Here is a 13,871-nt window from a genome sequence, read left to right as displayed (position 1 = left end):
CGGCTGGCTGGCCGGGCGCGGCCCGCGCGGCGCCGCCGGGCCGCTGGCCCTGGGCGCGCTCTGTCTCGCGGCGGGCTCGCTGGCCGGCAGCCCGCTCGGCCTGCTCGGGGTCGCCGTCGCCTTCGGCGTCTTCGAGTGGGCCACGGCCCTCACCGACGCCCGGCTCCAGGCCGCCGTGCCGGACGCCTCCCGGGCGACGGTCACCTCGCTCGCCGGATTCGGGTCGGAGCTGTGCGCGGTGCTGGTCTTCGCCGGGTACGCCGTCGGTGCGCAGGCCCTCGGCCCCGGCCCGGTCTTCGCCTTCTGCGCCCTGCCGTACCTGCTGGCGTCCGTGTCCGAATTCCGCCAGTGGCGTCGTCGCCGCGCCCGCACACTGGAGGGGTGATGGATGACGAGAGCAGGTACGAGGCCGTCCGCAGCCGGGACGGCCGGTTCGACGGTGTGTTCTTCACCGCCGTGCGCACGACCGGCATCTACTGCAGGCCGAGCTGCCCGGCCGTCACCCCGAAGCGGCAGAACGTCACCTTCCACCCCTCCGCCGCCTCCGCGCAGGCCGCGGGCTACCGGGCCTGCCGCCGGTGCCGCCCCGACACCGTGCCGGGCTCGGCGGAGTGGAACGTCCGCGCCGACGCCGTGGGCCGCGCGATGCGCATGATCGCCGACGGCGTCGTGGACCGGGAGGGCGTCGGTGGGCTGGCCGCCCGGCTGGGTTACAGCACCCGCCAGGTCCAGCGGCAGCTCACCGCGGAGCTCGGCGCCGGGCCGATCGCGCTCGCCCGCGCCCAGCGGGCGCACGCCGCCCGCACTCTCCTGCAGACCACGGGCCTGCCGGTGACCGAGATCGCGTTCGCCGCCGGCTTCGCCAGTGTGCGGCAGTTCAACGACACGGTCCGCGCCGCCTACGGCACCACGCCGACCGGCCTGCGCGGCACGCCGCCGACCGAGCGCGAGGGCGACGGAGTGAGCCTGCGGCTGGCCTTCCGCGGGCCCTACGACGCCGCCGGGGTCTTCGACTTCCTCGGCCTGCGCGTCGTTCCGGGCGTCGAGGAGATGACCGGCGAGCCCGGAGACCGCCGCTACCGGCGCACCCTCGCCCTGCCGCACGCGCACGCCGTCGCGGAGGTCGGCGAACGCGGCGGCCCGAACTGGCTGCCCTGCCGACTGCACCTGGCCGACCTGCGCGACCTCACGACCGCCGTCCAGCGGCTGCGGCGGCTGTTCGACCTGGACGCCGACCCCTACGCCGTCACCGAGCGGCTGGGCGCCGACCCGCTGCTCGGCCGCTGGGTCGCCGTCCGGCCCGGACTGCGGTCACCGGGCGCGGCGGACGGCGGTGAGCTGGCCGCCCGCGCCGTGCTCGGCCAGCAGGTCACCGTCCAGGCGGCACGCACGCTGGCCGGACGGCTCGTCGAGACGTACGGCAAGCCGCTGCCCGCCCCGGACGGCACCCTCACCCGGCTCTTCCCGCGGCCCGAGACCCTCGCCGACGCCGAACTCGCGGAACTCGGCATGCCCGGAGCCCGGCGGGCCGCCCTGCGCACGGTGATGACGGCGCTGGCCGAGGGCTCCGTGCGGCTCGACCCGGGCGCCGACCGGGAGGACGCCGAGCGGGCCCTCCTCGCGCTGCGGGGCATCGGGCCGTGGACGGCGTCCTACATCCGGATGCGGGCCCTGGGCGACCCCGACGTCTTCCTCACCGGGGATGCCGGGGTACGGCACGGTCTGGCCCGGCTGGACGGTGCCGTCGACCCGGCGGCGTGGCGCCCGTGGCGCTCGTACGCCGTCCACCACCTGTGGGCGGGCCCGGCCCGGCCGGCGGCCCTCGGCGGCCCCGGCGACGCCTGACCACGCCCCCTCGCGGCCGCGCCGATCACTCGCAGGGGTGAAGCGTCGCGCGCATCGCCGGTACGAAGAAACCGAGTTGGCCGCGGATCGGCCGTGGCGGGGTGGGCCGCGGGCCTCGGCGCGGCGACACTGGCGGGATGACGCACGACTGGTGGAGCCGGCTCTACGCGGACGACACACCCGACGCGGGCGGCGCCGACGTGGCCGACAGCCTGGACGACCGGTTCGCCGAGGCCGCCCGTACCCTGGGCGCCCCCGGACTGCCCCGTCGCCGACAGCCGCCCGGGGCCGAGCGCCCCGAAGCCGCATGCCCGGGAGCCGAACCGCCGGGAGCCGAACGACGCGATGTCCCGCCGCCGGGCACCGAGGAGCCCGGGTACGAGCCGGACGCGGAGCCCACCGGGGCCCAGCCGTCCGACGGGGCGCGGGCCGGGGCCGAGCCGGGCCGGTACGCCGCGTACGTCGGGGACCGCCCCCCGACCTACGACCCCGAGCCCACGGCCTGGCCGCAGGCCCACGCCGCACACCTCGACGGGCTGGTGCCCGACACGGAGCTGGACGGCGCGAGCTACGGCGCGCTCACGATCCGCGCCGCCTCCCTGCGCGGCGACTCCGCCCGGTTCCGCGGCCGGGCGCGGCATGACGCGCTGCTCACCGCGCGGTTCGGAGCGGGCGATGACGCGCTGCTGCTGCTCGCCGTGGCCGGCAGCGGGCGCACCGCGCAGGCGGGTCCGCAGGCCGCGCGAGACGCCTGCCAGGGGATCGCGCTCGCGGTCGGCCGCAACCACGCCCGGCTGGTGGACGACATCCGGGCGGGGCGGCGGGGAGCCCTGAAGCCGGGGCTCGGCAGGCTGACCAGCCGGAGCCTGGGCCTGCTGCGCTCCCGCGCCCTCGAACGGGGCCTGGAACCGGGGGAGTACACGGCCTGGCTGCGCTGTCTGCTGCTGCCGGTGGACCCGCGCTGCCGCACCCGGGTCTTCTTCGGCGCCGGCCCGGGAGGGCTGTTCCGGCTGCGCGAGGGCCGCTGGGACGACATCGAGCCCGGGGAGACGGGAGGCGTGGGGGAGGCGACGGACTCGGCCGTGCCTCCCTTCCGCTTCCGCGCCGCCACCGCCCGCCCCGGGGACACCCTGCTGCTGTGCAGCCCGGGGCTGGCCGAACCGCTGGACGGTGAAACGGACTTCGGACGGGAGCTGGCCGCCCGCTGGGCGGGACGTCCCGCGCCGGGGCTGGCCGCCTTCCTGAGCGATGTCCAGCTCAGGGTGAAGGGGCACGCGGACGACCGCACGGCCGTCGCCGTCTGGGAGGGCTGACCGCCTCCGGCGGCCGGCGGTCCGGCGCCGGTCAGCCGAACTGGCGCTCGATGGCGGCGAGTTTCTCCTCCAGCGAGTCCAGGCGCGGCTTGGCCTGGCCGATGTCCGCGCTGTCCGGGCCGAGCGACTCGGGGCGGTTGTCCTCGGTCCGGGCGCCGGGCTCCGCCCGCACGCCCGCGGTGCCCGGGGCCGTCCCCGCCTCCGTGACCGGCTGCAGCGCGGGCCGGGCCCGCACCGGGGGCTCCACCTCGACGGCGACCTCCACGTCCCCGGGCACGCCGCCCTGTCCCGGCACCCAGCCGCGCGGCCGCCGGGAGATCGCCTTCAGCCTGGCCCGCTCCAGCTTGTTCTGCTCCCGGCGGCGAGCCCGTTCGCGTTCCTTGACGCGCCGGTCCTCGCGGACCTCGTCCACCGCCTCGTCCAGCGTGCGCACGCCCTCCAGCAGCATCAACGACCAGGCCTTGTAGGTCTCGCGGGGCGCCCGCAGCCAGCGCACGGCCCGGATCTGCGGCAGCGGGCGGGGCACGAGACCCCGCTCGCGCAGCGCGGCCTTGCGCGTCTGCTTGAGCGCCCGGTCGAAGAGGATCGCCGCCGAGATGGACATTCCGGCGAAGAAGTGCGGGGCGCCGGCGTGGGCCGCGCCGCGCGGGGCGTGTACCCAGTTGAACCAGGCCGCGGCCCCGGCGAAGATCCACACCAGCAGTCGGGAGCCGAGGGACGCGTCGCCGTGGCTGGCCTCGCGGACGGCGATGAGGGCCGAGAACATCGCGGCGCCGTCCAGGCCGAAGGGGACCAGGTACTCCCAGCCGCCACTCAGGTTGAGGTTCTGCCGGCCGAAGCCGACGAGGCCGTGGAACGAGAGCGCGGCAGCCACGCCCGCGCAGCAGAAGAGCAGCAGGTAGGAGGCGGTGGCGTAGACGGTCTCCTTGCGGCGGCGGCGCTCCTCGGTCCGTTCCCAGGAGTCCCCCTGTGCGGAGTCCTCGGCGGGTTTGCGGCCGCGTGCCATCAGGATGACGGCCCCCAGCAGGCCGGCGAGCATGACGGCCCCCGCCACCGCCCAGTTCAGCGATCCGTCCGTGAGTTCCATTCGGTGCCCCTATCCGGCCGTCGGCCGTGGCCGCGGCGCTCCGGGAGTCCCGGACGCCGGGTGCCGCTTTCGCGCAGCATCCTGGCCCAGAGCGCGGGGCCCTCAAGGGCTTTTCGGGCAAGTGACCGCCAACGAGCGTCCCCGGTGGCGTGATTCGGGCGATCGGGTCGAACAGATCAGCCGGATGCGGTCAGACGCTCGATTCGTTCGGCGTCGGACGTGCGGGGGCAGGTCACACACGTCTCCCGCGGGCGCAGGGTGTAGAAGAGGCAGCAGCTCGCCCGGTCACGGGTGGGCAGCCGGGTGCCGTCGGGGGCGGTCAGCTCCCGGAACCCGGCGCCGCACGGGTAGGGCGCCGCGGGGCCGGGCAGCAACGTTTCAGCGGCCTCGACGGCGCGCTGCTCCTCGCCCATGAGCTTGCCGATGTACCACAGGCCCTCGGTGATCTCGTCCGCCGCGGTGCCCCACAGGGCCCGGGGACCGCGCCGCATGTGCGGGCGGAACGCCTCCAGGACCGGGGCCAGGTGCTCGGCCACGGCCGTGCGCACGGCCTGCCGCAGCGACTCCTCGTCCGCCACGGGCCGGGCCGTGGGCAGCGCGGCGGCGGGGTCGTCCGGCAGGCAGCCGAAGGTGGGAGCCGCCACCGCCAGCCGTCCCGTCGCCCGGTGGAAGGCGACGCCCCCGGGCGGCAGATGCGGGACGCGGCGCAGCAGGAACCACGGCATCGTGATCAGCAAAGTGGCGGGCCACGCGTAGCGGTGCAGCCCGAAGGAGGCGATGACGTCGGGCCGGGCGGTGCCGCCGTAGTCCCGGCGGATCTGTTCCTCGTCCCAGCTCAGGAACGAGCGCAGCGCCGCGCCTCCCGCGGCCAGCTCCGCGCTGCCCGCCCAGCCGTCGCCGGCCGGGAGATCCCCGTCTGGCACCTCGGTGATCCGCAGCCCGGGCAGCAGCTCGCCGAGACGGGCGTAGGCGGCGGCGAGCGGCGCCTCCGGGACAGTGGTGGAGTGCGCTGGAGCGAGGCTGGTGGCGGCCATGCGGCGGTTCCCATTCCACGATCGTTGGCAGGTAAGCCTTACCTTACTCGATCTCCGCAGGGTTTGATGGCCGCCACTCTGCGCCTATCGTGCTCTTCGGACAGCGCGGCGGACAGGAGCGGGCGGATGGCACGGACCCGGACGGAGTCGGAGACCGGTACGGAGCCGTGGGCCGGTACGACCGCCCCGGACACCGCGACCACCCGAGGACCGGGCCCCACCCGGGCCCCCGGCGGCGGCGCGGCGGCGCCCGGCGCCTCCGTCGTCCCGGCCCAGCCCTCCCCGTCCACCGGGCTCCCGCCCGGCCCGGTTTGCACGCTGGGCGCGGGTGGCGCGGAAGACGGCACCCCGGGTTCCGCCGTCCGGGGGGAACACGACCACGCGGAACCCCCCGTGCCGCGCGTCCCGCGTCGGCACTCCGTGCGCGGGCAGGTGCTCGCCGCCCTGCGCGAAGCCCTGCTCGACGGCGAGCTGGTGCCGGGGCGGATCTATTCGGCGCCGGTGCTGGCGGAGCGCTTCGGCGTCTCGCCCACGCCGGTCCGGGAGGCCATGCAGCAGCTCGCGGCGGAGGGCGCGGTGGAGACGGTGCCCAACCGCGGCTTCCGGGTCGCCGAGTGCTCGGTCCGGGACGTGGCCGAACTCTCGGAGGTCCGGGCGCTGCTGGAAATCCCCTCGTTGCTGCGCCTCGCCCGCACCCTGCCCGCCGAGCGCTGGCGGTCGCTGCGGCCCCTGGCCCAGGCCACCGTCGCGCTCGCCGCCCGGGGTGAGCGCGCCGCCTACCTGGAGGCCGACCGCGACTTCCACCGGGCGCTGCTGGAGCTGACCGGCAACCGGCACCTGGTGCGGGTGGCCGAGGACGTCCGCCGTCGCAGCGTGCGGGCCCCGCGGCCGACGGGCGATCTGCTGACGGCGGCCGGCGAGCACGTCGCCCTCGTCGACGCCCTCGCCGCCCGGGACCTCGTTGCCGTCGAGGAGCTGCTGCGCGGCCACGGTCCGCACTGACGCGGGGCGTGTCAGGCCGCGGCCAGCCGCTCCGCCAGCCAGGTGGGGACGCCGCCCAGCAGGTGGAAGAGTCGCTGGGCCTCGGCCCGCAGCCGCCCGGCCTCGGGCTCCGGGTGGACGTCGGCCAGTGCCGCCAGCGCGGGCGCCATCCCCACGAGGTAGCCCAGCTGCTCCCGCAGGCGCAGGGACTCGGTGAAGCCGTGGCGCGCCTCGGTCAGCTCGCCGCCGCGCAGGGCGAGACCGGCCAGGTGGCGCCAGGTGAAGGAGCACAGCAGGGTGTCGCCGTGCGCGGTCGCTCCCGCGTGGGCGCGCCGGTAGGCCGCTTTCGCGGCCTGCGGGGTGTCGCCCAGGTGCTCGGCCAGCAGTCCGCGGCGGAAGTCCAGCAGGGCCCGCGTCGGTGCGGTCGGAGGCAGGAGGGCGGCTGCCCGGCCGAGCGCGGAGCGCGCCTCGTCGGCCCGGTCGCGGACCCCCAAAACCGTGGCGGCGTAGGCGAGTTGGCCACGCTCGCAGGCGGCGGCGCCGCGCAGCGAGTCCTCGACGGCGAGGCCTTCGGCGGCCCGTAGCGCCTCCTCGGCCTCCGCCCAGCCGGCGGCGGTGAACATGCACCGTTCCACCAGGAGCGCGGCGCGGCGTACGGCGGCCGCCGCGTTCGTCGTGGCGTGCGGTGTGAGGAGGGCCGCCGCGTCCTCCCAGCATCCTCGCGACCGCAGCCGCCACACGGCACGGTCCAGTGGGTCGTCGCTCTCGCCGTGGTCCACGTGTACCGAACGTGACATGGCGGAGTCCGCCACAGTGCCCTCCCCAAGCGCGTCATCGAGCCGGATGGTGCGGTCGACCCCGGACGTACCGCGTGAGCCCGGTGATCGAATCTCAGCACGGAAGCGGCACGCAGCCAAGGGGCTGGTGTGAACCGTTTCACAATCTTGGACGTCGGTGGGCCGTGCCTCGGGTCCGGCTGGAGCTCCGCTCGGCCGTCGGCCGCCGTCCGGGGGCGCCCGCTCGTCACCCGCGCCCGCGCCCGAGCCCGCGCCCCGGGTACGCGGCGCACGTCGTCGCCGGTGCCCGCCGGGCTCCGGCTGGCCCGTAACCGGGAGTTGAGTTCCCGGCGTGGGGCGGGTTCGGCTCCCGACCCTGGTGCGGGGCATTCTGCCTGTGACAGGATGTGTGCCGGGGATTCGGCTTAACTGGGCGTGATCCACGGGGGGATGAGCGGCATGGGTGCGGAGGAGGAGCCGCCGGGAGGCGCGATCGGCGGCTCGCTGGCGGAACGACTCGGATACCTGTTCGCGAACATGCATCCGCCGGGGTGTCCGTACACCAACGTCCATGTCGCGGAGGCCATCAGCGGCCAGCCGGAGGAGTACGGCGGGGTTCGGCTCACCGAGCAGTACTTGTCGATGTTGCGCAACGGCCGTCGCGCGAACCCCAGTCCGGATGTGCTCCGGGCGCTGGCGAAGTTCTTCGGAGTCCCCGGGGGCTACCTGCTCGGAGACCTGTCGGACACGCAGCGCGGGCGGGTGGAGGAGGAGGTCCGCTTCCTCGCGGCGATGCGCGACCAGCGGGTGCGGACGATCGCGCTCCGTGCCGTCGGACTGCCCCCGGAGGTGCAGGACAGTCTGACCGCGATTATCGGCCAGTTTCGGCAGCAGATGAATTTGCCGGAGGAACCCTCGTGGCCCGATGGCCGCCCCCCACGCGGCCGCCCGGAAGCCGGGGGGTGAGGCGGGAGAGCGGACCTCCCATGGACAGGGTGGCCCTGTACGGGGGTCTGGGCCGCCTGCGACAAGGGCGGCGCCGAGCGGCAGGCCGGTTCGGCGCCGCCCTCTTCGACGGTACGCCGGCCGCCTCCCGTCCCCGGCCGGGACGCCCGCGGCGAGCCGGGTGACGCGGGGCGCCGGGGGTGGCTTGATATCGCTCACCCGGCGCCGTTCGGCCTCGAACCGAACAGGCTTGTGCTGCGCAATCCTTCGCTGATGCGGTACAAAGGTCCTGTGCCCGCCCGGTGTGCATCCCCCGTCGCACCGGGCGGGCCTTCTCGTACCGTCAGTGGCCGACGGTGTCGTGTCCGGTGCTGCCGTCCTGGACGACGGCCAGCCGACCCCCTTCGTCCAGCGGCGTCGGCAGGCGCAGGGTCCCGGTCCGGTGGCCGTCCACGCCGTCGAAGAGGTGCACCTCCCCGTGTCCGCCCCGGCTGACCGCCACCACGTCGGCTCCCGGTGAGGCCGCGACCGCGCGCCGCTGCACGCCGTCCCAGGGCGTGCCGCCCCGCCGGGGCGCTCCCGACATCGCGGGCAGCGGGACCCGCGCGGTCACCCTGGGTCGCTGGGCGCCGCGGCTGACGAGGATCAGCTCGTCCCCGTCGGGGTGGACGCGGGTGAACGCGGCGGACGTCCGGGAGAGCGCCATGCGGAAGGCCAGCCCCGGGCCGAGCTCGACGTGCGCGGTGCGGCCCGAGTCCACGGAGTGGCACCAGGCGGTGTTCGTCCACTCCGGCCAGTGCGCCGGATCGGCCGGGCCGCCGCGCAGGCAGGACCACAGCCTGCGGTGCGTCGTGTCGAACCGCAGGAACCAGCCCCGCCCCTCGGCCCCCCAGGGCAGCGGCTCCTCGGCCGTGAGGCCCCGGGCGTCGAGCCGCGCCCGGTGAACGCCCTCCCCGGAGGCGGTGAACACCCGGCCGTGGCGGGGGTCGTGGGCGTCGCCGTGGGCGTCGGCCGGAAGAGGGAGGCCCGCCTCGGCGGTGACCCGGGGGCAGCCGGGCCCGGCGCGCAGGAGGTCCGTGTGGCCGTGGACGGCGAACGCGCCGGGTTCCCGGTGGCGTAGGACGACGGCCGCGTCGCCGTCCCGGCGTGCCACGAGCGTGACTCCGGGTTCGCCCACCCGGCTCCGGACGCGTGTGGACTGGGCGCCAGGCAGGTCGACGACGGTCAACAGGTCGCTCCACGGCGTCTCGTGTGGCCCGAGGCCCGTGGTCACGGCGAGCCGTTGGCCCGTCACGTCGGACGCCAGGTGCTCGGCCGGTGTCGCGACGGGGATGACCGCCTCCTCCAGCGCTCCGCCGGTGCGGGCGGCGGCCGTGTCGAGGACGACGAGGGCGCCGCCGAGGTCGTCGACGAACGCGACCCGGCCGCGGGGGAGATGGAGGAAGCCGGCGTGCTCGCTCACGTGGCGGCCGGTCAGTGTGGCCAGCTCGGTGCCGTCGGGGACGTCGAACACGCTCACGCGCCCGGCCACGTGGTCCGCGACGAGGAGTAGGGGGTCGGCCGTCGGCATGGGGCCTCCAGAGGCGGGTTGGGATTTTTTGGAAACGATAATCATGTATATCCTGCGGTATGCGAGGACCCCCGGGGCGGGCCTCCCTCCGCTTCCCCAGCACCGCAACCGACGCCCCGGACGACGAGAACGGAAGTCCCCATGTCGCGCCCATCGATCCGCACCCGCAGACTGCGCGTGGCCGCCGCCGCGGCGGCCCTCACCGCGCTCCTCGCCGGCTGCGGCACGTCCACCGAGACCGACGACGCCGCTTCGGGCGGCGAGGAGAAGGCCGCGCTGACCACGGTCGACGTGGAATCCATCACCCCCGCGCGGAAGATCACCGACAGCCGGGGCGTCACCGTCGCCACCGACGCCGAACCGCGGCGCGTGGTCTGTCTCGTGGCCCTGTGCGACGACATGCTCGTCGAGCTGGGCATGGCCCCCGTCGCCACCAACAACGCCCTGCTCGCCCACCCCGAGTTCCTCGGCGAGCGGAAGGCCGCCGACGTCCCCGTCATACCCGGGGGCTTCCTCGCTCCCGAGGTGGAGGCGATCCTCTCCCACGAGCCGGACCTCGTCATCGGCCTCGAGGACACCCACGGCAAGCTCGCCCCCGCCCTCGAGGGCGCCACGACCTTCTGGCCCGTCCAGCCGGAGTCGTGGCAGGACAGCGTCGGGTATCTGCGCGACCTCGCCGCCCTCACCGGGCGCACCACGCAGGGCGAGCAAGCCGAGAAGACCTTCCGCACCAAACTCGCCGCCGCCGAGCGCGAGCCCAGCGACAAGACCGCGCTCATCATCTACGGCAGCGACGAGAACTTCGGCGTCGCCACCCCCGGTACCGACGTCGCCGCCGGGCTCTTCCCGAAGTTCTCCCGGTACCCCTTCGAGTCCCGTGGCGTGGAGGGCGGTTACAGCCTGGAGGAGATCCTCGCCAAGGACGTGGACGTGCTCTTCGTGGAGACCATGTCCTTCGGCGACGACACCGGCAAGCTCTCCGAGTCGCTCGCCGACAACCCGCTGTGGGGTGAGATCCCCGCCGTGCGGAACGGCGACGTGCACGAGGTCGACTCCGAGGTGTGGGCCAAGGGCCGCGGAACCCGCTCCCTCGGTCTCGTCCTGGACGAGGCCACCGCCGCACTGCGGTGACCAGCCTCCGCCACCGTCTGCGCCTCCCGCTGACGCTTGCCGGTCTGCTCACCGCCGCCGCGCTCGCCACCCTGTGCCTGGGCACCCCCGTCGTGCCGCCGGGTGAGCTGCCCGGCGCGCTGGCCGGTCTCGGGGGCGGGGAACACGCCGGACTCGCCGGGGTCGTCGTCGCGGAACTGCGGCTGCCCCGGCTGGTGTTGGCGATCCTCGCCGGTGCCTGCCTCGGGGTGGCCGGTCTCGTCCTCCAGGAGGCCCTGCGCAACCAGCTCGCGGTCCCCGAGATGCTGGGCGTCTCCTCGGGGGCGGCGCTCGGGGTGGCGGCCCCGCTGGTCCTCACCCTCAGCCTCCCGGCCGTCGTCGAGCCGCTGCTGGCGGTCGGCGGCGCCGTGTGCGGCGGGGTCTTCACCCTGCTGGCCGCCGGGTTCGGACGCAGCCCCTCGGCGGTGCTGCTCACCGGTGCGGCCGTCTCGGCGGCGTTCCAGGCGGCGCTGCTGGTGCTGATGGTCATGGCCGACCAGCTCGACCTCCAGCTCATCTACCGCTACCTGCTCGGCTCGCTGTCCGCCCGCACCTGGGCCGACGTGGCCGGGCTGTGGCCCTGGCTGCTCGTCGCGCTGCCCGCGCTCGTACTGTGCGCACCGGTGCTGTCGGTCCTGCGGCTGGGGGACGACGATGCCGAGGCGCTCGGAGTCCGCGTCCGGAGCGCCCGGCTCGCCGCGCTCGCGGTGGCGATCGTGCTCATCGCGCCCGTCGTCGCGGTCTGCGGGCCGGTCGCGTGGGTGGGCTTCCTCGCCCCGCAGCTCGCACGGCGGCTGCTGCCCGGCGGGGACGCCGTCCGCTGGCTGCCCTGGTCCGCCGGGTGGGGCGCGGCCGTCGTGGCGCTCGCCGACGTCCCGGCCCGGCTGGCGCTCGCCCCGGTGGAGACGCCCGTCGGCGCCTGGACGGCCCTGCTCGGCGTCCCGGTGGGCGTCGCGCTCCTGCGGGCCGCCCGCTCGCCGGCCACCAGCCGGGAGGTGGCGCCGTGAGAGCGCGGAACGCGCGCCGACTGGCCGTGCTGGCCGTGCTGGTGGTGCTCGCCGCCGGTGCGGACCTGCTGGCCGGGCGCTCCCTGGACGCGGTGACCGTCCTCGACGTGCTGGGCGGTGGGGGAGACCCCACCGCACGCCATGTCGTCCTGCGGCTGCGCCTGCCGAGGCTGCTGGTCGCGCTCGGTGCCGGGGCGGCGCTCGGCGTGGCCGGCCTCGTCCTCCAGTCGGCCCTGCGTAATCCGCTCGCCGGTCCCGAGGTCACCGGCGTCACCCCCGGCGCCGTCCTGGGTGCCGTCACGGCGACCGGGCTCGGCTTCGCCGGCTGGGAGTCACCGGCCGCCGTCTGCGCCGCCGCGACCGCGGGCGGTTTCACCGGCGCCGGGCTGCTGTGGCTCCTGGCCGGGCGGCAGCGCTCCGACCCGGCCGGGACGGCCGTCTACGGCGTCCTCGTCTCGGCCGTGCTGGGCGGGCTCACCGCCATGGTGCTGCTCGTCGCCCCCGGCGAACTCGGAAGCGTCGTCCAGTGGCTGGTCGGCAGCACCGAGGGCAGGGTGTGGGCGCACTGGCACCTGCTGTGGCCGTGGGCCCTGTGCTGGGGCGTCGCCGCCTGGCTGCTGGCCGCGCCGCTGACGCTGCTCCGGCTCGGCGAGGAGCCGGCCGCCGCGGCGGGTCTCGCCACCGGGCGGGCCCGCGCGCTCGCGCTGCTGTGCGCGGTCGCGCTGACGGCCGGCGCGGTGGCGTCGGTGGGCGCGCTCGGCTTCGTCGGGCTGCTCGTGCCCCACCTGGCCGTGGCGGTGTTCGGCGCCGACCTGCGGCACGCCCTCCCCGGCGCGGCCCTGCTGGGCGCCGTGGTGGTGTGCGGCGCGGACGCTCTCGCGCAGCACCTCTCCCGATGGCTCGCCGCCGGGCTCGACGCGGACCGGCTGACGCTGCCGGTGGGCGCCCTCACCACCTGTCTGGGCGCCGTGCTGCTGCTGGTGGTGGTGCGCCGCACCCCCGACCGCACCTTCTGAGCCGCCCGGGCCCGGGAACCGCCGGCCCCGGGCCCCGGGCCCAGAACTCCGATCCCCCAGAACCCCCGAGAACCTTTCGAGACCCTCAGGACGTGGACGATGGACGTGACCGAACCGCCCGGCATCACCGTGGACGGCGTCTCCTTCGGCTACCCGGGGCGCCCGGTCCTGCGGGACGTCGACCTGCGGGTGGCGCCCGGTGACCTCGTGGCGCTCATCGGGCTGAACGGCTGCGGCAAGTCGACGCTGCTGCGGCTGGCCGCCGGGCTCGCACGGCCCGACCGGGGGCGGGTGCTGCTCGGCGACGTCGACCTGGCGCGGCTCGGCCGCCGGGCCGCCGCCCGGAGAGTGGCGCTGCTGCACCAGTCCGCGCCGCCCGTACCGGGCATGACGGTGCGGCAGCTGGTACGCCAGGGGCGCTACGCCCAGCGCGGGCCGCTGGGGATGCTGCGCGAGGGCGAGGACGCCGCCGTGCGCCGGGCGCTCGCGGACGCCGGGGTCGAGCGCTGGGCCGAGCGGCCCGTCGACGCGCTGTCCGGCGGTGAACGGCAGCGCGTACGGCTGGCGATGGCGCTCGCCCAGGACACCCGGGTGCTGCTTCTCGACGAACCCACGACCTATCTGGACCTGCGGCACCAGCTGGAGGTGCTGCAGACCGTCGTGCGGCTGCGGGCGGAGCGCGGGCTGACGGTGGTGATGGTGCTCCACGACCTGGGTCACGCGGCCCGGTTCGCGCAGCGCGTCGTCGCCCTGCGGGACGGGCGCGTGGTCGCGGACGGGGCGCCGGGGGCCGTCGTGACGCCCGGGCTGCTCGCGGAGGTGCTGGGCGTCTCCGGCCGGGTGGGCAGGGACCCCGAGGGCGGCTGGCCGGTGTGTTACCCAGATCACCCTCTACCGCATGGATTCTGATAATCATTTTCATTTATTCTCTTACTGGCACTCACCGAGTGCCACTTCCCACACCCGATCTCCTAGGAGGAGTTCATGGAGCAGCAGGACAAGGTCTTCGCCCCCATCGCCGACCCGGGCCAGCTCGCCCACGCCTCGGCCACCCACTCCAACGCCCTCGTCGAGAACCCCTTCGACGACAACGAGGAGTGAGCCACCGCTAGTCCAGGCGGGCCCGGCCTCTCCGGCCGGGCCCGCCC

13 protein-coding genes and 1 pseudogene are annotated in these 13,871 nt (G+C 75.9%); 10 read left to right on the top strand and 4 right to left on the bottom strand.

Going from position 1 to position 13,871, the window contains the following annotated elements; all coding sequences use genetic code 11:
• The 3 genes and pseudogenes from HPT28_RS03575 to HPT28_RS03565 form a co-directional block, all read left to right on the top strand.
• A pseudogene (locus HPT28_RS03575) lies at positions 1 to 385 on the top strand (MFS transporter); the annotation flags it as partial.
• Positions 385 to 1,845: an AlkA N-terminal domain-containing protein gene (locus tag HPT28_RS03570; protein WP_257577967.1), complete on the top strand. Its 1,461-nt coding sequence runs from the start codon at positions 385 to 387 to the stop codon at positions 1,843 to 1,845. The pseudogene HPT28_RS03575 and the gene HPT28_RS03570, both read left to right, overlap by 1 nt.
• Positions 1,846 to 1,982: 137 nt before the next feature.
• Positions 1,983 to 3,158 (top strand): protein phosphatase 2C domain-containing protein, encoded by a 1,176-nt coding sequence (locus tag HPT28_RS03565; RefSeq protein WP_219089089.1) that lies wholly within the window; start codon positions 1,983 to 1,985, stop codon positions 3,156 to 3,158.
• 31 nt (positions 3,159 to 3,189) lie between these two features.
• Here the strand turns inward: HPT28_RS03565 and HPT28_RS03560 are convergent, their stop codons facing one another.
• Both HPT28_RS03560 and HPT28_RS03555 read right to left on the bottom strand, forming a co-directional pair.
• Positions 3,190 to 4,245, bottom strand: coding sequence for a DUF2637 domain-containing protein (locus HPT28_RS03560; RefSeq protein WP_219089088.1), 1,056 nt, complete (start codon positions 4,243 to 4,245; stop codon positions 3,190 to 3,192).
• 176 nt (positions 4,246 to 4,421) lie between these two features.
• On the bottom strand, positions 4,422 to 5,279 hold the full coding sequence (locus HPT28_RS03555) for a (2Fe-2S)-binding protein (protein WP_219089086.1): 858 nt from the start codon (positions 5,277 to 5,279) through the stop codon (positions 4,422 to 4,424).
• A 126-nt stretch (positions 5,280 to 5,405) separates the two neighbouring features.
• Between HPT28_RS03555 and HPT28_RS03550 the strand changes: the two genes are divergently transcribed.
• Positions 5,406 to 6,281, top strand: coding sequence for a GntR family transcriptional regulator (locus tag HPT28_RS03550; RefSeq protein ID WP_219089084.1), 876 nt, complete (start codon positions 5,406 to 5,408; stop codon positions 6,279 to 6,281).
• Positions 6,282 to 6,292: 11 nt separating this feature from the next.
• Here HPT28_RS03550 and HPT28_RS03545 read toward each other — a convergent pair whose 3' ends face one another.
• A complete protein-coding gene (locus tag HPT28_RS03545; RefSeq protein WP_219089082.1) occupies positions 6,293 to 7,057 on the bottom strand; it encodes a hypothetical protein in 765 nt (254 codons plus the stop codon).
• Positions 7,058 to 7,495: 438 nt separating this feature from the next.
• On the opposite strand from HPT28_RS03545, the gene HPT28_RS03540 reads away from it, so the two are divergent.
• Complete coding sequence (locus tag HPT28_RS03540; RefSeq protein ID WP_219089080.1) at positions 7,496 to 8,002, top strand: helix-turn-helix domain-containing protein; 507 nt, start codon at positions 7,496 to 7,498, stop codon at positions 8,000 to 8,002.
• A gap of 322 nt (positions 8,003 to 8,324) precedes the next feature.
• Here the strand turns inward: HPT28_RS03540 and HPT28_RS03535 are convergent, their stop codons facing one another.
• Positions 8,325 to 9,551, bottom strand: coding sequence for a hypothetical protein (locus HPT28_RS03535; RefSeq protein ID WP_219089079.1), 1,227 nt, complete (start codon positions 9,549 to 9,551; stop codon positions 8,325 to 8,327).
• 141 nt (positions 9,552 to 9,692) lie between these two features.
• On the opposite strand from HPT28_RS03535, the gene HPT28_RS03530 reads away from it, so the two are divergent.
• From HPT28_RS03530 to amiA, 5 genes are all read left to right on the top strand, one after another.
• A complete protein-coding gene (locus HPT28_RS03530) occupies positions 9,693 to 10,682 on the top strand; it encodes an ABC transporter substrate-binding protein (protein ID WP_219089077.1) in 990 nt (329 codons plus the stop codon).
• A gap of 17 nt (positions 10,683 to 10,699) precedes the next feature.
• Positions 10,700 to 11,707 (top strand): iron ABC transporter permease, encoded by a 1,008-nt coding sequence (locus HPT28_RS03525; protein ID WP_219089117.1) that lies wholly within the window; start codon positions 10,700 to 10,702, stop codon positions 11,705 to 11,707.
• Positions 11,704 to 12,723, top strand: a complete 1,020-nt coding sequence (locus HPT28_RS03520) for an iron ABC transporter permease (RefSeq protein ID WP_219089075.1) — start codon at positions 11,704 to 11,706, stop codon at positions 12,721 to 12,723. Before HPT28_RS03525 ends, HPT28_RS03520 begins: the two co-directional genes overlap by 4 nt.
• A gap of 99 nt (positions 12,724 to 12,822) precedes the next feature.
• A complete protein-coding gene (locus tag HPT28_RS03515; RefSeq protein ID WP_219089074.1) occupies positions 12,823 to 13,632 on the top strand; it encodes an ABC transporter ATP-binding protein in 810 nt (269 codons plus the stop codon).
• 75 nt (positions 13,633 to 13,707) lie between these two features.
• On the top strand, positions 13,708 to 13,824 hold the full coding sequence (amiA, locus tag HPT28_RS26545; RefSeq protein WP_257577966.1) for a streptamidine family RiPP: 117 nt from the start codon (positions 13,708 to 13,710) through the stop codon (positions 13,822 to 13,824).
• The last annotated feature ends 47 nt before the right edge of the window (positions 13,825 to 13,871 follow it).

This window comes from Streptomyces sp. JJ38 (assembly GCF_019303475.1).
GTDB lineage: Bacteria > Actinomycetota > Actinomycetes > Streptomycetales > Streptomycetaceae > Streptomyces.
The sequence above is the reverse complement of the archived record's forward strand: the minus strand, read 5'-3'. Positions and strand labels throughout refer to the sequence as shown.